Origin of the sequence: Agrobacterium leguminum (genome assembly GCF_005144435.2) — a bacterium.
GTDB lineage: Bacteria > Pseudomonadota > Alphaproteobacteria > Rhizobiales > Rhizobiaceae > Agrobacterium > Agrobacterium leguminum.
This window is the reverse complement of record NZ_CP120212.1, coordinates 1509194-1530068: the sequence shown is the minus strand read 5'-3', so window position 1 is coordinate 1530068 and position 20875 is coordinate 1509194. Positions and strand designations below refer to the sequence as shown.

21 protein-coding genes and 1 tRNA gene are annotated in these 20875 nt (G+C 61.2%); 13 read left to right on the top strand and 9 right to left on the bottom strand.

Features of this window, described 5'->3' with window-relative positions; all coding sequences use genetic code 11:
* Nucleotides 1-116: 116 nt before the first annotated feature.
* The 4 genes from CFBP4996_RS21655 to CFBP4996_RS21640 all read left to right on the top strand — a co-directional run bounded on the left by CFBP4996_RS21655 (nucleotide 117) and on the right by CFBP4996_RS21640 (nucleotide 4216).
* The gene (locus CFBP4996_RS21655; RefSeq protein ID WP_035263279.1) at nucleotides 117-743 is read left to right on the top strand and encodes a ribonuclease D; all 627 of its coding nucleotides are present in this window, start codon (nucleotides 117-119) and stop codon (nucleotides 741-743) included.
* An 84-nt stretch (nucleotides 744-827) separates the two neighbouring features.
* A complete protein-coding gene (locus CFBP4996_RS21650) occupies nucleotides 828-2057 on the top strand; it encodes a hypothetical protein (RefSeq protein WP_080853851.1) in 1230 nt (409 codons plus the stop codon).
* A 48-nt stretch (nucleotides 2058-2105) separates the two neighbouring features.
* Complete coding sequence (locus tag CFBP4996_RS21645) at nucleotides 2106-2414, top strand: hypothetical protein (RefSeq protein ID WP_080853852.1); 309 nt, start codon at nucleotides 2106-2108, stop codon at nucleotides 2412-2414.
* 254 nt (nucleotides 2415-2668) lie between these two features.
* A complete protein-coding gene (locus CFBP4996_RS21640) occupies nucleotides 2669-4216 on the top strand; it encodes a hypothetical protein (RefSeq protein ID WP_080853853.1) in 1548 nt (515 codons plus the stop codon).
* Nucleotides 4217-4364: 148 nt separating this feature from the next.
* Here the strand turns inward: CFBP4996_RS21640 and rpsA are convergent, their stop codons facing one another.
* Nucleotides 4365-6065 carry a 30S ribosomal protein S1 gene (rpsA, locus tag CFBP4996_RS21635; protein WP_003522474.1) on the bottom strand — a complete coding sequence of 567 codons (1701 nt, stop codon included), beginning with the start codon at nucleotides 6063-6065 and terminating at the stop codon, nucleotides 4365-4367.
* Nucleotides 6066-6215: 150 nt separating this feature from the next.
* The gene (gene cmk / locus CFBP4996_RS21630) at nucleotides 6216-6896 is read right to left on the bottom strand and encodes a (d)CMP kinase (RefSeq protein WP_162936043.1); all 681 of its coding nucleotides are present in this window, start codon (nucleotides 6894-6896) and stop codon (nucleotides 6216-6218) included.
* Nucleotides 6897-7095: 199 nt separating this feature from the next.
* On the opposite strand from cmk, the gene CFBP4996_RS21625 reads away from it, so the two are divergent.
* Both CFBP4996_RS21625 and CFBP4996_RS21620 read left to right on the top strand, forming a co-directional pair.
* Nucleotides 7096-7482, top strand: a complete 387-nt coding sequence (locus CFBP4996_RS21625) for a TIGR02300 family protein (protein WP_003522472.1) — start codon at nucleotides 7096-7098, stop codon at nucleotides 7480-7482.
* Nucleotides 7483-7634: 152 nt separating this feature from the next.
* Nucleotides 7635-7710: transfer RNA gene (locus CFBP4996_RS21620), tRNA-Ala, on the top strand.
* A 76-nt stretch (nucleotides 7711-7786) separates the two neighbouring features.
* Here the strand turns inward: CFBP4996_RS21620 and CFBP4996_RS21615 are convergent.
* Both CFBP4996_RS21615 and CFBP4996_RS21610 read right to left on the bottom strand, forming a co-directional pair.
* Entirely contained in the window at nucleotides 7787-8287 is a 501-nt protein-coding gene (locus tag CFBP4996_RS21615) for a hypothetical protein (protein ID WP_080853854.1), read from the bottom strand.
* A gap of 73 nt (nucleotides 8288-8360) precedes the next feature.
* Nucleotides 8361-8735 (bottom strand): PAS domain-containing protein, encoded by a 375-nt coding sequence (locus tag CFBP4996_RS21610; protein ID WP_059756929.1) that lies wholly within the window; start codon nucleotides 8733-8735, stop codon nucleotides 8361-8363.
* A 206-nt stretch (nucleotides 8736-8941) separates the two neighbouring features.
* Between CFBP4996_RS21610 and CFBP4996_RS21605 the strand changes: the two genes are divergently transcribed.
* The 7 genes from CFBP4996_RS21605 (at nucleotide 8942) to CFBP4996_RS21575 (ending at nucleotide 14339) form a co-directional block, all read left to right on the top strand.
* Entirely contained in the window at nucleotides 8942-9844 is a 903-nt protein-coding gene (locus CFBP4996_RS21605; protein WP_003522469.1) for an NUDIX hydrolase, read from the top strand.
* Between the two features lie 69 nt (nucleotides 9845-9913).
* Nucleotides 9914-10885, top strand: a complete 972-nt coding sequence (gene nadA, locus CFBP4996_RS21600) for a quinolinate synthase NadA (RefSeq protein WP_162936044.1) — start codon at nucleotides 9914-9916, stop codon at nucleotides 10883-10885.
* On the top strand, nucleotides 10882-12453 hold the full coding sequence (locus CFBP4996_RS21595) for an L-aspartate oxidase (protein ID WP_080853856.1): 1572 nt from the start codon (nucleotides 10882-10884) through the stop codon (nucleotides 12451-12453). Before nadA ends, CFBP4996_RS21595 begins: the two co-directional genes overlap by 4 nt.
* A 1-nt stretch (nucleotide 12454) precedes the next feature.
* A complete protein-coding gene (nadC, locus tag CFBP4996_RS21590; protein WP_080853857.1) occupies nucleotides 12455-13312 on the top strand; it encodes a carboxylating nicotinate-nucleotide diphosphorylase in 858 nt (285 codons plus the stop codon).
* Nucleotides 13313-13462: 150 nt separating this feature from the next.
* On the top strand, nucleotides 13463-13714 hold the full coding sequence (locus tag CFBP4996_RS21585; RefSeq protein ID WP_003522465.1) for a GlsB/YeaQ/YmgE family stress response membrane protein: 252 nt from the start codon (nucleotides 13463-13465) through the stop codon (nucleotides 13712-13714).
* Between the two features lie 12 nt (nucleotides 13715-13726).
* A complete protein-coding gene (locus CFBP4996_RS21580; protein ID WP_080853858.1) occupies nucleotides 13727-14128 on the top strand; it encodes a DUF3597 domain-containing protein in 402 nt (133 codons plus the stop codon).
* Nucleotides 14129-14150: 22 nt separating this feature from the next.
* Nucleotides 14151-14339 (top strand): hypothetical protein, encoded by a 189-nt coding sequence (locus CFBP4996_RS21575; RefSeq protein ID WP_003522463.1) that lies wholly within the window; start codon nucleotides 14151-14153, stop codon nucleotides 14337-14339.
* An 88-nt stretch (nucleotides 14340-14427) separates the two neighbouring features.
* On the opposite strand, the gene cydX is transcribed toward CFBP4996_RS21575, so the two are convergent.
* The 5 genes from cydX to cydD form a co-directional block, all read right to left on the bottom strand.
* Nucleotides 14428-14550, bottom strand: a complete 123-nt coding sequence (gene cydX / locus CFBP4996_RS21570; RefSeq protein WP_003508602.1) for a cytochrome bd-I oxidase subunit CydX — start codon at nucleotides 14548-14550, stop codon at nucleotides 14428-14430.
* Between the two features lie 22 nt (nucleotides 14551-14572).
* Complete coding sequence (gene cydB / locus CFBP4996_RS21565) at nucleotides 14573-15730, bottom strand: cytochrome d ubiquinol oxidase subunit II (RefSeq protein WP_080853859.1); 1158 nt, start codon at nucleotides 15728-15730, stop codon at nucleotides 14573-14575.
* Nucleotides 15731-15736: 6 nt separating this feature from the next.
* A complete protein-coding gene (locus CFBP4996_RS21560) occupies nucleotides 15737-17314 on the bottom strand; it encodes a cytochrome ubiquinol oxidase subunit I (protein ID WP_080853860.1) in 1578 nt (525 codons plus the stop codon).
* 67 nt (nucleotides 17315-17381) lie between these two features.
* Nucleotides 17382-19073: a thiol reductant ABC exporter subunit CydC gene (gene cydC / locus CFBP4996_RS21555; protein WP_080853861.1), complete on the bottom strand. Its 1692-nt coding sequence runs from the start codon at nucleotides 19071-19073 to the stop codon at nucleotides 17382-17384.
* Nucleotides 19070-20860, bottom strand: a complete 1791-nt coding sequence (gene cydD / locus CFBP4996_RS21550) for a thiol reductant ABC exporter subunit CydD (protein ID WP_121490316.1) — start codon at nucleotides 20858-20860, stop codon at nucleotides 19070-19072. The genes cydC and cydD overlap by 4 nt, the downstream gene beginning before the upstream one ends.
* Between the last annotated feature and the right edge of the window lie 15 nt (nucleotides 20861-20875).

Sequence of the window (20875 nt, the reverse complement as noted above, 5' to 3'; positions counted from 1 at the left end):
AAGGCAAGTGCCAAGGCCATGCGGCGTGGCGCACCGGACGAGCCGATAAAACGGTATCGTCCCGCCGCTCTTTCCGTTATAGCCGGAGCAAGAAACTGGAATTTCTGGAGCAGGACATGGCAGCACCCATCCGTTACCACGAAGGCGATATTTCCGCCGAAGATGCCGCGCGTTACACCGGCGCCATCGCAATCGATACGGAAACGCTGGGACTGGTGCCGCGCCGCGACCGCCTCTGCGTCGTTCAGCTTTCGCCGGGCGACGGCACGGCGGACGTCATTCGCATCGCCGCCGGCCAGAGGCAAGCGCCCAACCTCGTGCGGATGCTTGCCGACCCCGCCCGCCAGAAGATTTTTCACTATGGCCGTTTCGATATCGCCGTCCTGTTCCACACCTTCGGCGTGACGACCACGCCGGTCTTCTGCACCAAGATCGCCTCGCGGCTGACCCGAACCTATACGGACCGGCACGGGCTGAAGGATAACCTCAAGGAAATGCTGGAAGTCGATATTTCCAAGGCCCAGCAATCTTCCGACTGGGCGGCAGAGACCCTGTCGCCGGCGCAGCTCGAATATGCCGCCTCCGACGTGCTGCACCTGCACGCGCTGCGCGACAAGCTGACAGGTCGTCTCGTGCGTGACGGCCGCCTCGACCATGCCGACGCCTGTTTCGCCTTTCTGCCGACCCGCGCGAAGCTCGACCTCCTCGGCTGGGAGGAAACCGATATTTTCGCCCATAGCTGAGCGAACCCGCATCTGGTTTAAGCACTGATTTACCAGAATTGCCTATTCTCGGCCGCAACTTTGGGCGGCCGGGGACTTTGAGGGATGATTACTCCGCTACAGCAGACGGCGGGCATTGCAGTCAGCGACCTCATGCGCTCGATGGTCCAAACCATCGAGGAACGCCAGCGCGAAGAACAGGAAAAAGCCAACGGCACCAAAAAGGACGATGCGGTCAAGACAAACCCGCAGCCGGACGAAAGCCAGCGCGCCGCCAATGAGAAGATAAGCGCCTATCTCTTCGGCGCCATGAAGCCGGATGCCGATGCTTTCGCCTCGCTTGTCTCCCGTTTTTCCTCCGCGCTGGGCATCACACAGGAAAAGGACGAATCGAGCTTTTCCTTCGCGCGAAGACTTCAGGATGCGCTGACCCTGACCGACAGCTTCGAAAAAACCGATGCGCAGGGGAAAGCCACGAAGATTTCCCTGAAATCCTTCGGCGTTTCCGAGGCTGAGGTCGTGGACGTGCTGAACAATGGCGTCAACAGCAAGACCGATCCGATGGCCGCCCTTGCCGCCCGCATCGCAAAGGGTGCAGGCCTCACAGGCACGGAAGAGGATTTCGGCGAGCAGATGTCGAAAGCCATCATGGCGGCGCGCGCGACCCTGCCGAAAAGCGTCGACGATCTGGAAGAATCGACCGGCCTCAAACAACTCGGCGTCTCCGCCCGGCAGATGATCTCCGCCATCGCCAACCCCTATGGCGATAAGGCGCGCGCCGTGAAGGAGGCCTTGGACGAACAGGCGCAGGGCACCCGCTTCATGACGCGTGAAACCCTGAAGGTCATTCAGCGTCTCGAAGATGTCGCCGATCCCAAAACCAGGGAAGAGCTGCAAGCCGAACGCGGTAAAGATCGTATCGGCGAAATCAACGATGCCGAGGTGAAGGCCGAGCGGGAACAGGATATCCAGACGCGCGATGCGCAGGGCAAGCTTGAAGACGTGCAGGAGCTTCAGGACGTCGTGAAGGAGCATATCGATGCTTCCGGCGACGAAAAAACGGAAAGCGTCGATCCGCAGGCGCCGGCCGACACATCGTCGGAAACGGCCCTGATCGCCGTGCTTGCGGCTGCGCCGGCTGAGCAAGCCGCCCCAACGGAAAACGAAAATGAGCCTGCGGATACAGACGCGGGCACCGATCCGGCCGATGCGGAAGACGACGGCGAAAAACTGCTCGATGCGCAGGCGCTTGTCGAAGACACCCTCAACGCCATTTTGCCGATCTCGATCGACGACAACGGCCTTTATGAACTGCTGAAGAAAAAGGCGGCATGATTGCCGCTTCCGATCGTCACTTGAGCGAAACATGATGTGAGTTCAGACATGACCGATATTTCCGGCCTATCCGGCAGCGCCGTTTACGACACAGAACCCAATGCCGCGCAGGCGCTGCTATCCATGGCCGCCCCGTCGCTCATTCCGGATGATGCGGCCTTCACCACGCCCGCTGAGGAAGACAGCCTCATCGACCCGGTGAACATTCAACCGGAACGAAATCTTCCCAAGGCAAGCTGGCTCGATGCCATGCCGCCGGAAGCTTTTGAGACGGCTCCCAGCGATCCCGACCATATTTCCTCGGTCAATTCCGACGATAACGGCCTTTACCGCATGTTCATCGGCGTTTCGCCCTGACCGGACGCGCAATTCCTTGGTTAGCCAAATCTTAATATCTGCAAGCCAAGATTGAGCTTGATGATTCTGTATGCGCTGCAACCGGCATTGCGGCCAGAGGCGTATACGGCGCTCCCGCATGAGCGGGCGAGATGACACCTGTCCATCACCGGCGCGGCGATTTTTCAACATTCAAGCCAGATGCGGATCACAGAGCCAATGGGGATTGGCCCTTTCGCAGCCAGCGGCGGTCACCGATAGAAACGGAGCGCAGCATGTTACCGCCTGTACCGAAAATTGCGGCAACCGATGCCGCCTATGGAACCACGGTTTCACTGACACCGCGCGAGCAGGTGAAACAGACTGCACCGCCGCAACCGAACACTCCCGCCCCTGAAAACAGCAGCCTTTTTGCCCGCGCGGCAATCGCCTCCCTCACCAGCGAATTTCAGCTCTCGCGCAGCACCGCCGTTCTCGCGGAAGCGCTCGGCAAGCTGATGAACCTGCCCCGGCGGGATGGCGAAGCCATAGAGACCTACGTGACGCGGCTGACGGAGGCGCTCCGCACCCTGCCCGCGCCACAACGCCTGGCGCTGGAACAGCAGGTCGGCAAGGCCCTGCAGGGCCTGACCCTTTCGATGCTTGCCGAAATCCTGAAACAGCCGACCGGACCGGATGCAGCCCGCCTTGCACTGCTGATCGAGCTTTCCCGTTACAAGGGAACCGACCTTGCGGCAAAGGCGGTGGTTTCCTCCTATCAGCAGAACAATTCCTCCAATCCCGCCCCCGCGCAATCGGCCCAACCGAAACAGCAGAACGCGCAGAGCCAGAATGCGGAAGCGCGCCCGTCTCCGGCCGCGACAGCGCAGGCCGCAAATTCCGCCACCGTCAGCCGGCTCCTGCCGCTGCTCATCGGGCCGCTCGCCCTCAGTAGCGCAGCGATGAAAGCAACGGTGGCGGCGCTAACGGCGCAGCTGGACCACCGGCCCACGCTTTCCACCCCACCTTCCGACACACATGATACGCCGACCGTTGCCGCAAGGCCGGATGGAAGAGCCGAAAACGCGGCACGTCCGCTTCCGCCACAAACCGGCAGCGTGATGAAGGAAGTATCGACCGAGATCCGCCCGGCAAGTCCGCCCCGGGCTGAGACCGGCGAAGCCCGCCCTGCCCTTGCGCATCGGGAGACGATGAAGCCGGAGCAGAAAGAAATCCGCACGGGCATTACCCCGCCATCCGGTTTGTTCGCAGACGACGCCGAGACCGTGAACAGCCTGCTGCTTGCCGCCACCGCCGGCAAACTTCCGCTCAAGCCGACCGGCACGCAAGAGCCTCCGCCAGCTCCGCAGGGTGTTGCGCAGCAACCGTCCGACGATCAGCCCGCCGAAAAATCGGCCCTCGCAACAGCCGCTACCCGCCCCTCGGGTGAGGAAACGGAAACGGCGACCCATCGCCCCGAAACCCAGCCGCTGCCTCGGGCCATGCTGGACCCGGAAGCGAGGATGGCGATGCTGGAGCAATCGGCTTCGCAATCGTTGATCGCCGCGGCTCTGGTAAAAGACGGCACACCGCTGCCGCTCGTCGCCTATCCGCCGGCGGATGAGGACTATGAATCGGAAACGCCGCCGCGCGGAGGCGGTCCGTTTTCCGAGGATGAGGCAAATGACGAGGCCGAAGCCGGCGCTGATAATTCCGACGGTCAGGACGAAAAAGAAGAACGTATCGCCGCCAATGACGGGATCGACACGCAGGAAAGCCCGACAGCGGTGGCTTCCGACGACAGCGCGGAAAATTATTATCTGAAGATGAGCGGCATGCTCTGAATTCGGCGTGGTCAGATTGGAATGTAAGTCGCGCCAATGACGTCGAGAGAAGCCTTACCCTTCGCGCTCAAGCGGGCAAGGCCCGTTGAACCCAACAAAAAACCCGCCGGAAATTCCGGCGGGTTCTTCATTTCAAAGATCGGAGCGATTATTCGCCGCGGTTCTTCAGAGCCGCGCCGAGGATGTCGCCGAGCGAAGCGCCCGAGTCGGACGAACCGAACTGTGCGACGGCTTCCTTCTCTTCAGCGATTTCCAGAGCCTTGATCGAAAGCATGACCTTGCGGTCCTTCTTCGAGAAGTTGACGACACGGGCGTCCACAACCTGGCCAACCGAGAAGCGCTCGGGGCGCTGCTCGTCGCGGTCACGGGAAAGGTCAGCGCGACGGATGAACGAGGTGAGGTCTTCGTGGTTGACGAGCTTCACTTCGATGCCGCCATCGTTGACGCCGATGACTTCAGCGGAAACGACTGCGTTCTTGCGCAGGTCGCCGGAAGAAGCGGCTTCGCCGACAGCATCCTTGCCGAGCTGCTTGATGCCGAGCGAGATGCGTTCCTTCTCGACGTCAACGTCGAGAACGACAGCCTTGACGACGTCACCCTTGTTGTACTCTTCGATGACCTGCTCGCCCGGACGGTTCCAGTCGAGATCCGACAGGTGAACCATGCCGTCGACATCGCCTTCGAGGCCGATGAACAGACCGAATTCGGTCTTGTTCTTGACTTCGCCTTCAACTTCAGTGCCGGCCGGATGGCTGTAGGCAAATGCCTGCCACGGGTTTTCCAGCGTCTGCTTGAGGCCGAGCGAGATACGGCGCTTGGACGGATCGACTTCGAGAACGACAACGTCGACTTCCTGGCTCGTGGACAGGATCTTGCCGGGATGTACGTTCTTCTTGGTCCAGGACATTTCGGAAATGTGGATCAGGCCTTCGATGCCCGGCTCCAGCTCAACGAATGCACCGTAGTCGGTGATGTTCGTGACCGTACCGGAGATCTTCTTGCCAACCGGGTACTTGGCGGAGATGCCATCCCACGGATCGGACTCGAGCTGCTTCATGCCGAGCGAGATACGGTGGGTTTCCTGGTTGATGCGGATGATCTGAACCTTGACCTGCTGGCCAATATTGAGGATTTCCGAAGGATGGTTGACGCGGCGCCATGCCATGTCGGTAACGTGCAGCAGGCCGTCGATGCCGCCGAGGTCAACGAACGCACCGTAATCGGTGATGTTCTTGACGACGCCGTCAACAACCTGGCCTTCTTCGAGGTTCTGAACGATTTCAGAACGCTGCTCGGCACGCGACTCTTCGAGAACCGTACGACGCGAAACAACGATGTTGCCGCGACGCTTGTCCATCTTGAGGATTTCGAAGGGCTGCGGGTTGTGCATCAGCGGGGTAACGTCGCGGATCGGACGGATGTCGACCTGCGAACGCGGAAGGAAGGCAACAGCGCCGTCCAGATCGACGGTGAAACCACCCTTGACCTGGTTGAAGATAACGCCTTCGACGCGCTCGCCAGCTTCGAACTTGGCTTCGAGCTTGACCCAGCTTTCTTCGCGGCGAGCCTTCTCGCGCGACAGAACGGCTTCGCCGAGGGCGTTTTCGATGCGCTCGACGTAAACTTCGACTTCGTCGCCGACCTTCAGCGTGCCGTCCTTGGACTTCGCGCCGAATTCCTTCAACGGTACGCGGCCTTCAACCTTGAGGCCGACGTCGACGATGGCAACGTCCTTCTCGATTGCCGTTACGATACCCTTGGCAACATAGCCTTCGGCAAGATCGTTGGAGGCAAAGGATTCTTCGAGAAGCGCTGCGAAATCTTCGCGCGTGGGGGTAGATACTGACATGAAATCTCCTGATTGCATCCGCGCAATGGCGAATACAAAAGCGCCGGTGGGCTAGTGTTGTTGATACCCGACCCCATGCCCGCCTTTTCAAAAGGCTTTCCGGCGCAAGGACATGTCTTCGGGCAATTCCGGACTAAACGCGGACCGAATTCAAGCGGTTCCGCGAGAAACCTGTTTCTCCAGGGCGGCGTCGATGATCGTCCGCGCGGCCTGAAACGCCGCCTCTATACTCATTTCCGACGTATCTAGCAAGTGCGCGTCTTCAGCCGGCTTCAACGGGCTGTCGGCGCGGCCCATGTCGCGCTCGTCGCGTTTTTTCACTTCAGCGAAAATGGCATCATAATCGCCGCTGCCGCCATTGGCCAGAATTTCATCGTAACGGCGTCGCGCCCGCACGTCCGCAGAGGCCGTGACGTAAAGCTTCACCGGTGCCTCAGGGCACACAACCGTGCCGATGTCGCGCCCGTCAAGCACCGTGCCCGGTTCCTTCAAGGCAAAACGCTGCTGCGCCTTCACGAGCGCGCGCCTCACCGGCGTCATCACCGCGATTTTGGATGCGGCCTCGCCGATATCGTGCCGGGAAAGAACGGCGCGATCGAGCCCCGCAAGATTGACTTCCAGCGCGATCTTCTCAGCCACGGCCTCATCATCGAGCGGCAGGCCGGCATCCAGAAGCGCCTTGGCGGTCGCCCTGTAGGTCAGCCCGGTATCGAGATGGTGGAAACCATAGGTCTCGGCAATCCTGCGCGACAGGGTTCCTTTGCCCGCCGCAGCCGGCCCGTCTATGGCGATCGTGAAGGTCATGAAGCTTTCCGCCTGTGCATTCGTCATTCATATAATAGAGTGCGCAACACCTTCCTATTTATATCGGCATCCCCGCATAGGGGTTGCGCCGAGGCAGGCGGCACCCGAAGTTTGTCTTTGACACGAAAGAGCGCAACGATTAAGGGGACCGGCTATAAATTTTACCGTCTATGCCGGTTTTACGGCGTACACACCGAAACTCATTCGACAATTTGAGGCTTAGACAGTGGCAAAAGCGGAACTTGGTACCAAGCGCACAGACCCCGATACCGGCAAGAAGTTCTACGATCTGAACCGCGATCCGGTCGTTTCTCCCTACACCGGCAAGTCCTGGCCGCTCTCCTTCTTCGAGGAAAGCACCGCCCAGGCCAAGATGGAGCAGGCTGAAGAAGAGGAAGTGGCGGAAGTCGATACCGAAAACACGGAAGTCGAACTCGTCTCGCTGGAAGATGCCGATGGCGACAACAACGGCGACGATATCCCCGATCTCGGCGACGACGATGACGTCGAAATCGATGACGACGACGACACCTTCCTCGAAACCGACGACGAAGATGACGACGACGACATGTCCGGCATCATCGGCGTATCGGGCGACGACGAAGAAGCTTGATTTTACTTGATAATTCGGCCCGACGACAAAAAAATGACGCCGGGCCGTTTTTTATGCTTGCACTCGTCGGAAAGCCGCAGTAGTAAGCCGCCACCGAACGGAACAACAACCGCTTCGGTTCCCGGAACCGGAAGAAATGCCGGAACCCTTATGGGGCTATAGCTCAGCTGGGAGAGCGCTTGCATGGCATGCAAGAGGTCAGCGGTTCGATCCCGCTTAGCTCCACCAAACCTTCCCAGACAAAAAATACCTTCCCTTCGGCCAGTCGCTCTTGCGCATCTCGCAAGCCGTTCGACCCGATCGCCTATTGCAGCAGCGCCCGCACATCCTGCCCGTTGATCCGGCACTCCACGGAACCGCCGGCACCACCCTCCTCCACCGTCCGACATTCCAGATATCTGCCGCGCAGCCGGTTCTCCAGCGCCTTGAAAGCGTTGAGGCCGCAGGCGTAACGGCGGCCGTCGGGGCCGGTGCAGACGCGGTTGCGCTCGACATCCTCCACGCCGGCGAGGCGGAATTCCTTGCCCTTGAAAGTGAAGCGGCTGCTAGAAATCACGCGCAGGCGTTGGTCCGCATGCATTTTCAGCGGATAAAGATCGGGAGGTGTCGGAATGCGCTCGTAATTTTGGCTACGCGGATCGACCCGCACCGGCGAGGTCGTCCACAGCAGTTCCGTATTGGCCGCAAGGCCTGCTGGCGCCGATGTCGCCTCACCATTGACGAGCGAGGCGATGCGGATGCCGGCTATGCCGAGGCCAATGGCCAGAACGATCTGAAACAGCAAAATTGCGATCTGCCGGACCATGTCACCGCAACATCAAAACAATGAACGAATTAAAATCGATCGGCCGCCGCCTCGCGAAGAGGTCCGCCGCTTATCACATCAATAAAATCTTGCCGGCACTGACATCACGCACCGTGCCCATGGCCATGATCGGGATCCGGTCGCCATCCAGGATCACTCTCCCCGTTGTCCGCAGCCAGCGGAAACCACCAACTTTGAGCTCAATGCGGTATTCCTGATCGTAAAACACACCATTTGTCAGCGAATTATAGACCGCCTTGGCGACACGCGCCCGCGAGCCGCTTTCGATCTGCGCGATGAAATCTTCGACCGGAATGCCGCAGGCGGCTTCTTCCGGCGAAAATTCGCGCAGGCGGGCGGCCACGGCATCCAGATAAACCAGATTTTGCCCGACGTTCCAAGTGTAGTAACCCACAAGTGTCTCTTCGAGAGATATGTTTTCCAACATCGGCCTTCTACAGTCTGAAATGCTCGTGCGGGTCTGTAACATATCAGATGACGGACGACTAACCACAAGAATTCATCCTTTTGTCTGATGGCGTCCCGTTTTCAGTCAGACTACTTATCGACAGCCCTTTTCGGCCGCCATGTTGGCGAAGCAACCTTCCTGTGCCAAAGAAGATTGATCTTACGCCAACGACCAGAGGAGCCGCCGTGACCATCGGGCTTGCCCATGCCGAACTCATCGCCGTCGTCACCGCCATCACCACGGATGAGCCGCGGGTCATGACCGTTCGGGAAGGTGCGGCACTTCCGTCGGGACCGTTCGAATTCGGGCACAGAACCCTCCAGAGCGGCTTGCGGGAATGGATTCACGAACAGACCCATCACCCCGTCGGTTATCTCGAACAGCTCTATACTTTCGCCGATCGCGACCGCAACAACGACATTTTAGGCGGCAGAACCATCTCCATCGGTTATCTCGGGCTGGTTCGCGAACAGGAAGCCTCCGGCGGCAAACGCCCGCTCTGGCACGGCTGGTACGAATATTTCCCCTGGGAGGATCACCGTCAGGGACGTCCGGAAGTTCTGGACAGCATCATCGACAGGCTGCGCGCCTGGGCGGATTCCGATCCTGCTTCCAAAAGCCAGCGCCATTTGCGCGCCGATTTCACCTTCGGCCTCGATGGCGGCGGCTGGAACGAGGAATTGACCCTGCAGCGTTACGAGTTGCTGTATGAAGCCGGGCTGGTCGAAGAGGCGCAGGGCGAACCGCGGATCAATTTCGGCAGGCCGATGTTTGCCGATCATCGCCGCATTCTCGCCACCGGCATCGCGCGTCTGCGGGCCAAGATCAAATATCGCCCCGTGGTGTTCGAACTGATGGCCGACGCCTTCACGCTCCTGCAGCTACAGCGCGCCATCGAGGCGCTGGCCGGTCTGACGCTGCACAAGCAGAATTTCCGCCGGCTTATCGAACAGCAGCAGCTGGTGGAAGAGACCGGCGAGATGGCGACCGAAACCGGCGGACGCCCGGCAAAGCTCTTCCGCTTCCGCCAGACCGTTCTCGATGAACGCGCCCTTTCCGGAACGAAACTGCCGCTCTCCCGCAATTGACATATGCTCACAATGAGAATATGTCTTTGTCCTAGATATACTCAAAAAGAGTATAAATGGGAGAGCACCGTGAACGAGCAGATTTCCGCCGCAAGCCTTTACGACCGCGTTGCCCGCGTCATTCCCAAGGCCGAATGGATGGGCTTTCAGGACGATGTGGAGGCGATCCTCGAGCTGAAGCGCAAGCGCAATGCCGTCATCCTCGCCCATAATTACCAGACACCGGAAATCTTCCACGGCGTCGCCGATATCGTTGGCGACAGCCTCGCCCTTGCCCGCAAGGCGATGGAGGTGGAAGCGGATGTCATCGTTCTGGCCGGCGTGCATTTCATGGCCGAGACGGCAAAGCTGCTCAATCCGGAAAAAACCGTGCTCATTCCGGATATGGCTGCCGGCTGCTCGCTGGCCGATTCCATCACGACCGAGGACATCGCGCTTTTGCGCAAGGCCTATCCCGGCGTTCCGGTCGTGACCTACGTGAACACCTCCGCCGCTGTGAAGGCGGCGTCTGATATCTGCTGCACCTCAGGCAATGCCCGCCAGGTGGTGGAATCGCTCGGCGTGCCGCGCGTACTGATGTTGCCGGATGAATATCTGGCGAAGAACGTGGCGCGGGAAACCAATGTCGAACTGATCGCCTGGCGCGGCCATTGCGAGGTACACGAGCTTTTCACCGCCGATGATATTCGCGAATTGCGCGAAAGCCATCCGGGTGTCACCGTGCTGGCGCATCCGGAATGTCCGCCCGATGTCGTCGAAGCTGCGGATTTTTCCGGCTCCACCGCCGTCATGTCGGATTATGTCGGCCGGGAACGACCTGCCCGCGTGGTGCTTTTGACGGAATGCTCGATGAGCGACAATGTCGCCGTGCATCACCCGGATGTCGAATTCATCCGCCCCTGCAATCTCTGCCCGCATATGAAACGCATCACGCTTGGCAATATCCGCACGGCCCTTGAGGAAAACCGCCACGAAGTGACGGTCGACCCGGCCATCGCTGTCGCCGCCCGTCGCGCCGTGGAAAGGATGCTGGAAGTATGAGCGAACGCCTCCCGTCGCATACGGGCTGGACGGTCATTGTCGGCAGCGGCATTGCGGGCCTGATGGCGGCGCTGACGCTCGCGCCGCAGCCCGTGCTGCTTCTGACACGCGGCGTTCTCGGCGGCGAGACGTCCAGCGCCTGGGCCCAGGGCGGCATTGCCGCCAGCCTCGGGCCGGACGATAGCGCCGCGCTGCATCTTGCCGATACGCTCGCCGCTGGCGACGGCCTCTGCGACGCGGAAATGGCCGCAGAGATCGTTTCCGCCGCTCCCGCCGTCATCGAGGCGCTGGAGCGAGCCGGGGTGCGCTTCGACCGGGATGCCGAGGGCAGGCTCGTTTTCGGGCTGGAGGCCGCCCATGGCAGAAGGCGCATCCTGCATGCCGAAGGCGACGGGTCGGGCGCGGCCATCGTCAGGGCTCTCGCCGCCGCCGTTCTTCGCACGCCCTCCATAACCGTTCTGGAAGGCACGGAGGTTCGCCGCCTGCTGACGGAAGACGGTGTCATCGCCGGCCTCGCCTGCATCGGGCCAAAAGGCTGCTTCACTTTGCCGGCAGGTCAGATCGTTCTCGCCACCGGCGGCCTCGGCGGACTTTATGAGGCGACGACCAATCCCTCCGGCAATTTCGGGCAGGGCATCATGCTCGCCGCCCGCGCCGGCGCCATCCTCGCCGATATGGAATTCGTGCAATTCCACCCGACGGCGCTTTCCTCACCCAGACGGCCGCTGGCGCTGGTGAGCGAAGCGGTGCGTGGCGAAGGCGCACTGCTTCTCAATGAAAACGGCGAACGTTTCATGGCTGCCGTTCCGGGTGCGGAACTCGCCTCGCGCGATATTGTCGCCCGCGCCATCGACCGCGAAATACTGCGTGGCGGCAAGGTCTTTCTCGATGCCCGCAAGGCGCTCGGCTCCGGCTTTTCCACCCGCTTCCCCTCAATCGACCTGCTCTGCCGCGAGGCCGGGATAGACCCGGCCCGTGAGCTCGTGCCGGTGCGCCCGGCGGTGCATTACCATATGGGCGGCGTCGTCACCGATGGTAAAGGCCGAAGCTCGGTGCCGGGTCTCTGGGTTGCCGGCGAAACCGCCTGCACGGGGCTGCATGGCGCGAACCGGCTTGCCAGCAATTCCCTGCTGGAAGCGGCGGCCATGGGAATGCGCGCGGCGGAAGACATTGCCGGCAGGCAGGCAGATGCGGGAAAACAGGCAGCGGATATCGCGGCACTCCCCGTGCCCGATTTCCCGGCAGCCGACCTATCCCCGGTCCGGCCCATCGTTTCCCGCCATCTCGGCATCGTAAGACATGTCGAAGGATTGACCGGCGCGATCCGCGATCTTCTGCCACTGGCTGAGCGGAACGGCCCGGCATCCGATCCTGCCCTTGTCGCGCTGGCCATCGCCGTCTTTGCGGCGCTGCGCACGGAATCGCGCGGCGCGCATTTCCGCGACGATTTCCCTGAAAAACATGCTGCGGCGACGAGGAGCAGGCTGAACCTCAGCGACGTCCTCACCATCGCCCATGAATTCTCCTCTTCCAGCCATTCTTCGGCCAGCCTTGCGCGGAGCGCCTGACATGACCCTTTCACCCCTGCCACGCCTCATCATCGAACCGCTCGTGCGCAACGCTCTTCTGGAAGACCTCGGACTGGCGGGCGACATCACGTCCGCCGCCGTCATTCCCGCCGATCATCGCTCGGTCGTCGTCATGGCCGCGCGCGAACCGGGCGTTATTGCCGGTCTCGACGCGGCGGAACTCGCTTTCCAGCTCGTGGATCCGGCCATCGTGATGAAACGGCATGTGCAGGATGGGGCCGCCGTGGCGCCCGGCGATATCATCGCAACAATCGAAGGCCCCTCGCGCGGCCTTCTGACGGCGGAGCGCACGGCGCTGAATTTCCTCGGCCACCTGTCGGGCATCGCTTCCGTCACCGCAAAAATCGTTGCCGCCATTGCCGGCACCAAGGCCTCGGTCGCCTGCACCCGCAAGACGACGCCGGGGCTGAGAGCGCTGGAAAAATATGCCGTGCGCGCCGGCGGCGGCACGAACCACCGCTTTGCGCTTTATGACGCCGTTCTCATCAAGGACAACCATATCGCCGTGGCCGGCGGCGTGCGCGACGCCATCCGCCGCGCCCGGCAGGGCGTGGGGCATCTCGTCAAGATCGAGGTGGAGGTCGATACGCTTGCGCAATTGCGCGAGGTCATGGATGAGGGCGTCGATGCGGTCCTTCTCGACAATATGACACCCGAACAGCTGCACGAGGCGGTGGGGATCGTCGCCGGTCGCGCCATTACCGAAGCGTCCGGCCGCATCAATCCGCAGACGGCCGCAGCCATCGCCGCAACCGGCATCGATCTCATCTCCGTCGGCTGGCTGACCCACAGCGCGCCGGTTCTCGATATCGGCCTCGATTTTCAAAGCCAGAGCTAAAGAATTTGCGGCGCATAGTTCGCCGCACGGAACCAATCGTCGATATCGCCGTTATTGCTCCGCCTGAGGTCTATTCAAGGCGGGGGGATCAGTGCGCGCAAAAGCCTGTCCATATGCCTGCGGACCTCTCTCACAAAGGAAAGGCTTGTTATGGAAGACGCACAAGTTGGCTGGATTGCAGCAATCATCATCGGCGGCGTAGCCGGTTGGCTCGCCGAACAGTTCATGAAAAGCAATATGGGTCTTTTCATGAACATTATCCTCGGCATTGTCGGCGCCATCGTCGCCAATTTCCTTCTGGGGCTCGTGGGCATTTCGCTCGGAGGCTGGATTGGCTATCTCATCGCCGGTTTCATCGGCGCCTGCATTCTCATCGCCGTCGGGCGGGCATTTCGCCGCTAAGGGGAGGACACCATGAGCTTTTTCGACAAGATCAAGAACGCTATTTTCGGCAAGGCCGAGGCCGCGCCGCAGACTTCGGCTCCGGCCGGCACGCCGGCAAGCCCGGCCGCACCGGCAGCACCCGCTCCGACAGCCGCGGCTCCGGCCCCCGCCGACAATGTCGACGTCGCTTCGATCCTGGATGCGGCGGTCAAGCAGAATGGCCAGAAACTCGACTGGAAACATTCGATCGTCGACCTTCTGAAAGCGCTCAATCTGGACAGCAGCCTCAGCGCCCGAAAGGAACTGGCCGGCGAACTCGGCTATACCGGCGACACTTCGGATTCGGCGACCATGAACATCTGGCTGCATAAGGCCGTCATCAAGAAACTGTCCGAAAATGGCGGCAAGGTTCCGGCCGACCTTCTGGATTGAACCGATAAACGGGAGCGCCGCGATGGACGACTATTCCAGCCTTCGAGAGCAGATCGGCCAGGACCTCGACACCCTGCACAGGACCGAGAATCCGAAATCGATCTTCGAGATCGCCGACGATTATCTTCTGGGAAATCCAAATCTCAAGAGGGCCATCGTCGAAGACATCATCAAGGAAGAAGCGGACAAGCGCGGCATCGCGATACACTGACGCCGCGCGTCGCACGCACGGCTGTTGTACCCAAAAGGGCGGCATCCCAACCGGATGCCGCCCTTTTTGTGCCGCGTACCTCGAAGCTTTATTTATCCAGCTTCGCTTCGGCCTTTTTCGCGTTTTCTTCCATCAACTCATACCACATGGCGTTCATGACGGCGAAGATGGCGGCGAGAGGCAGGCCGAGCAGCCAGGCGAAATACCACATGTTCGATCTCCTTCTTTCTTAATCAATAAGCATGACCGCTGTCGTCGCGGATCGCCTTTCCATCCACCTTGCCCCACAGCACACGATAGACCCATGACGTATAGGCGACGATGATCGGGATGAAGATGAGGGCGACGACCAGCATGATGAACAGCGTCATATGGCTGGACGACGCATCCCACACCGTCAGGCTCGATTTTGGATCGACCGAAGATGGCAGGATGAAGGGAAACATCGTCAGCCCCACCGTTGAGATGATGCCGAAAATGGCAAGCGAGCTGGAAAGCAGCGCCAGCACTTCCCTGCGGGCCTGGAACAAGACGAAAGCGACGAGCGGGAAGGCAAGACCGAGCGCCGGCGCCAGCATCATCCAGGGATGCGCCGCGTAGTTGGCAAACCAGACACCGCCCGCAACCTCGACCGTCTTCGACAGCGGATTGGACGGACCGTCGGTCACGACCTCCGAGGTGAAGCGATAGCCATCGATACCGAGCCACAGAAAGACGCCGCCGAGCGCAAAAAGAACGGTGGTGGCAAGCGCCGCGATGCTGCCGAAACTGCGCGCGCGGGCCGCGACCGGACCATCCGTTTTCAGTACCAGCCATGCGGCACCGTGCATGATGAGCATGGCGACAGATACGAGACCGCAGAGGATGGCGTAGGGGTTCAGAAGCTCGAACAGCGTCGTGCCATCGTAGAAAATCCTGAGATCGTCATTGAGGTGGAAGGGAACGCCCTGCAGCACATTGCCGATGGCCACGCCGAAGATCAGCGCGGGAACGAAGCCGCCGATGAAAAGCGCCCAATCCCAGCCGGTGCGCCAGGCGGTACTTTCACGCTTGGAGCGATATTTGAAACCGACCGGCCGCAGGATCAGCGCAAACAGGGTGGCGAACATCGCCAGGTAAAAACCTGAAAACGACACCGCATAAAGCGGCGGCCAGGCGGCGAAGATCGCGCCGCCGCCAAGGATGAGCCAGACCTGATTGCCCTCCCAGACCGGGCCGATGGAATTGATGACGACACGCCGCTCGATATCCGTTTTCGCCACGAAGGGCAGAAGCGCGCCGGTGCCGAGATCGAAACCGCCGGTCACGGCAAAACCGATCAGCACCACGCCAAGCAGCAGCCACCAGATAACGCGGAGGATTTCGTAGTCGATGAGTTGGTGCAATATCATGATCGTTTACTCCGCAGCGACGAGTTTTTCAGGAACGAGCGGCGCTTCCGGCTCATGGTCCGGCTCGGGCCCCTTGCGGATCGCCTTCAGCATCAGCCCCATTTCGACGATGAACAGCACCGTGTAGATGGCAATGAAACACAGGAGCGTGATGAGGACGGTGGAGGCGCTGAGGCTGGAGACGGCCGCGGCCGTGGGCAGCACGCCTTCGATGATCCATGGCTGACGGCCGAATTCGGCCACCACCCAGCCCATTTCCGCCGCGATCCACGGCAGGGGAATGGCGAAGACCGCCACTTTCAGCAGCAACGGATAATGATCCAGCCGGCGGCGGGCCGAAAGATAAAAGAACGTCGCCGTCAGCAGGATGAAGAAGATGCCAAGACCGACCATGATGCGGAAAGCCCAGAACAGGGTCGGCACATGCGGAATGGTATCCGCCGCCGCCTTGGCGATCTGCTCTTCATTCGCCTGGCGCGGATCGTCGACATATCGTTTCAGCAGCAGGGCATAACCGAGCTCATGGCCGAGTTCGGCAAAGGTGCCGCGCACCTCTTCCGGCAACTCCGCGCCCTTGCCGGTGGCGCGTATCTGCATCAACGCGTCATAGGCCTTGATACCGTCGCGGATGCGGGTCTTGGCCTGCTCCACCAGATCGTTGATGCCCGGAATTTGCGTGTCGAGCGAGCGGGTGCCGATGAGGCCCATCACCCACGGGATCTTCACGGCGAAATGCGTTTCGCGTGCTTCCTGATCGGGAAAACCGATGGCCGTGAAGGGGGCCGGGGCCGGCTCGGTTTCCCACATGGCCTCGATGGAGGCGAGTTTCATCTTCTGGTGTTCGGTGGATAGATAGCCGCTTTCATCACCCAGCACGACGACCGACAGCGCGGACGCCAGACCGAAGGAGGCGGCAACCGTCATCGAACGCTTGGCGAGATCGACATGACGGCCTTTCAGCACATACCAGGCCGAAACGCCGAGCACGAAGATGGAGGCCGTCACGTAACCCGCAGACACCGTGTGGACGAACTTCGCCTGCGCCACAGGGTTGAACAGGACCTCGAAGAAGTCGGTCACTTCCATGCGCATGGTCTGGGGATTGAAAGCGGAGCCCGTCGGGTTCTGCATCCAGCCATTGGCAATCAATATCCACAGCGCCGAAAAATTCGAACCGAGCGCCACGCACCATGTCGCAACGAGATGGCCGAGTTTCGACAGCTTGTCCCAGCCGAAAAAGAACAGCCCGACGAAGGTGGCTTCCAGGAAGAAGGCCATCATGCCTTCGATCGCCAGCGGCGCACCGAAAATATCGCCGACATAATGGCTGTAATAACTCCAGTTCATGCCGAACTGGAATTCCATGACGATGCCGGTGGAAACGCCGAGCACGAAGTTGATACCGAACAACGTGCCCCAGAATTTCGTCATCTGCCGCCAGACCGTGCGGCCGGTCATGACATAGACCGTTTCCATGATGGCGATCACCACCGATAGTCCGATCGTCAGGGGAACGAACAGAAAGTGATATAAAGCCGTCACTGCAAATTGCAGGCGCGACAGCGCCACTATGTCGAGTTCCATAGTCCTATCCACCTTTTCCGGAAGGCCGGCCTTCCATTTTCAAGACGACGCCGGCTCTCAAAAAATCTCAGTCCGGGCGCAGTGTCTCCAGCACTACGCCGTATTCCGGGGTGCCGCTTTGACATTCATCAAATTGATGCCCCTCTTTCAGCACGATGATGCGATCGGCAAATTCCGCCTCGCGGCGATTATGGGTGATCATCACGACAGTCTTTTCCTGCGCCCTCGCAAACAGCCGGGTGAGCACGTCGCGGGCGGTCTCGCCATCCAGCCCTTCCGTCACCTCGTCGAGAAGCCAGAGCGGCCGGTCGGCGAGCAGGAAACGGGCGAGCGCCAGCCGGCGCGACTGGCCGCCGGAAAGCCCCTGGCCCGCCTCGCCAAGCCTTGTCTCCAGCCCGGTCGGCAAAGATTTGACGTGTTCGGCAAGGCCCGCCGCCTCGAGCGCGTCCCATAACTCGGCCCCGGTTGCGGCGGGTTTCGCCAGCCGCAGATTGTCGGCGATGCTGTCGCGGAAAAGCTGGCTTCGCTGCGTCATCAGGGTAGACGGCAGGGCGTTGACCGTGCCCGCAGCCGGCCGCAATTCACCCGCCAGAAGCTGGATGAGGCTTGTCTTGCCCGCACCGCTCTGGCCGATGATGGCAACCCGTTCCCCGGAGGCGATTGCAAGGTTGATATTCGTCAGGATCGGATTGTCGTTCCCGTCCCGCTCCAGACGCACATTTTTGAGCTCTGCCGCCATGCCGTCGACCGGCGAGACGGGACAGCGGCCTTCAGACGTTGCCGAAAGACGCGGCGCGATGCGCCTTGCGGAAAACAATGTGCGCCCAAGTTCCATCGCTCCACGGCGCAGCGCCGTGAAAGGCTCCAGCGCGGCAAAACAGACGAGCAGCCCGAGTGCTGCGGCCGGCGCGCTCACCGCCCCCTGTTCCGCAAGCCAGGCCATGCCGAGAAGGGCGGCGCTCAAAAGAACGGCCGCTGAAAACCCGAAGGAAAAACCGGCACTGGTTTCGATAAGGTTCAGGGTATCATCGCAGGCAGAGAGGTAATCATCCGCCCGTTTCACCGCCGCGACCTGCGCGGAAAGGCGGCCGGTGGTCAAGAGCTCCGTCTGCCCGCTCACGAGATCGGCCGTGCGGGCGCGAAGGGCTTCCAGCCCGATTGCCCGGCGGCGCGAGAATGTTTCCGCCCGCAAGGCGGCGCGCAGCGAAATTCCAAGCCCCGCCGCGACGAGGAAAACCGCCGCCAGAATGCCCGCCAGAGGATGGAGAAAAGCGAGCCCGAGACCTGTCGCGATTGCGGCAAGGATCGCCACGGCAGCGGGAACCAGCACGCGCAGATAAAGCGAATCCAGCGCATCGATATCCGCCGTCAGCCGGTTCAGCAGGCGCGCGGGCCTCGCCTCCAGGGATTTCGCGGCCTGCGGCGCGGCAAACCCGCGAAACAGCTTTTCCCGAAGTGCTGCAAGCACGGAAAGCGTGGCGTCATGGGTCGTCATGCGTTCGCCGTAACGGGCGGCGGTGCGCGCCAGCGCCAGAAGACGAATGGCGGCCGAAGGCGCAAAGACATCGAAGGCATAGGCCGTTGCGGGCAGAAGACCGGCAATCGCCGTTGCGGTGATGAACCAGCCGGAAACGCCGAGAAGGCCGATGCCCGCCAGCACCGTCGTTACCGCAAGAGCCGCGCCCGCCATCAACATGCCGCGCCGCGCCGACCAGAACAGGCCGATAATGGGTCTCAATATCGCAAAACGCGCGATCATGGCTGCCCCCTCGAATGGATCGCCGTCATATCCACGATCCTGTCCATGCGCGCCGCAAGCACCGGATCATGGGTCGCGACGATCAATGTCCTGCCATTTGCCAGTTGCAGCAGGTTTTCCGTGACGAGAGCAGCCGTTTCCCGGTCGAGATGGGCTGTCGGCTCATCGGCCAGAACAAGCTGCGTTGCGGGGTCTGCGAAAGCACGCGCAATGGCAAGCCGCACCGCCTCCCCGCCCGAAATTCCATATCCGCCATCGCCGATCTGCAGATTCCGGCGCGCCTGCGACAAGCCATCGAGCCCGGTGCGGCGCAGCGTCTCTTCCACCATACCGTCACTGACAACCGAACGGCCGAAGCGAATATTCGCCTTCAGCGAACCGGCAAAAAAGAACGGCTTCTGGCTGACCCAGCCGATCGTCCTGCGCAGCCCATCCGCCGTCGCATTATCGAGCTTGACGCCGCCGATCCTGATCGAGCCCTCTCCAGCCTCGGCCAGCCCGGCAATCAAGGAGAGTACAGTGGATTTGCCACAACCGGAAGGCCCAAGAATTGCTACCCGCTCACCCTGCTGAACCGTCAGGTTGAGATTTTGGATGACAGGTGGGGCGCTCGGATAAGCGAAGGAGAGATTATCCATCTCCAGCAGCCCGGGCGTCGGGGATGGGACAGACGCCACATCCGCACCCTCGCCCGCGATGGCCGCACCGCCGGCCGTCAATCTGCCGAGCGCATCAAGTGCTGCTTCACCGGCCGCGCGGTCGTGCCAGACGGCGGAGAGTTCCCGCAGCGGCTCGAAAAAGGCCGGCGCCAGCAGCAGGATGAAAAGGCCTTCGGCAAGCGTCAGCTTGTGACCCCAGGCGCCAAAATCGAGAAAACCGAGCAGATGAAAACCGATATAGACGGCGGTCATGGCAACGCCGAGCGCCGCGAAAAGCTCCAGCACCGCCGAGGAGAGAAAGGCGATCCTGAGCACCGCCATCGTCCGTTTCTTCAGGTTTTGCGCATCGGCGCTGAGACGCTCCGCCGTCAGATCGACGGCTTCAAGCGTGCGGATCGTTTCCAGCCCGCGCAGGCGATCGAGCAGGAAGGCATTCATATTGCCCGTCTCGGCAAGCTGCTTTTCGCTGGCGGCCTTGGCCTGCCAGCCGATGAGCGCCATGAAAAGCGGGATGGTTGGCATGGCGAGCAGCAGCACCAGCGCCGCAATCCAGGTAAAGGGCAGGATCGCCAGCACGAAAACCAGCGGCACGATGGTCGCCTTCATCCTCGCCGGCTGGAAACGGGAAAGATAAGGCACCAGCGCTTCCGCCGCCTCGGCCACGACGCCTGCCGCCTCACCGGAGGCAGTGCGCGACAGATCGAGCGGGGAAACCTTCGCCACAGCCTGCAACGCCTCCAGCCGCCGCTGCGACAGCGCCGCACGAGCGGCACGAAACGACAGCCGCGCCGCGATCTTTTCCAGCCATGCCTTGATGAGGCCGAGGATGAGAACCGTAGCCGCAGCCGGCACGATCGCCATCATCGGCGCGCCATCGGCAATTCTTCCGACTGAAAAGGCAAGCAAACCTGCCTGCGGCAGCCAGAGCAAGGCCGCCAGCACATGGAGCAGGGCCACGGTTCTCCCAACCGCCGGCGAGCGTGTCATTTTCGCCCGCCCGGCGGCTCTGTCGCGAGAGGTTTTGCGGTTGCTGAAGAAGCGCCGCCGCGTTGCACCGGGCAAGACTGTAACCGGCGCAGGACAGATTGCCCCGTCACCATTGGCCCCCTGGCGGATTTCCACGGACATGCTCACGGCCGATCT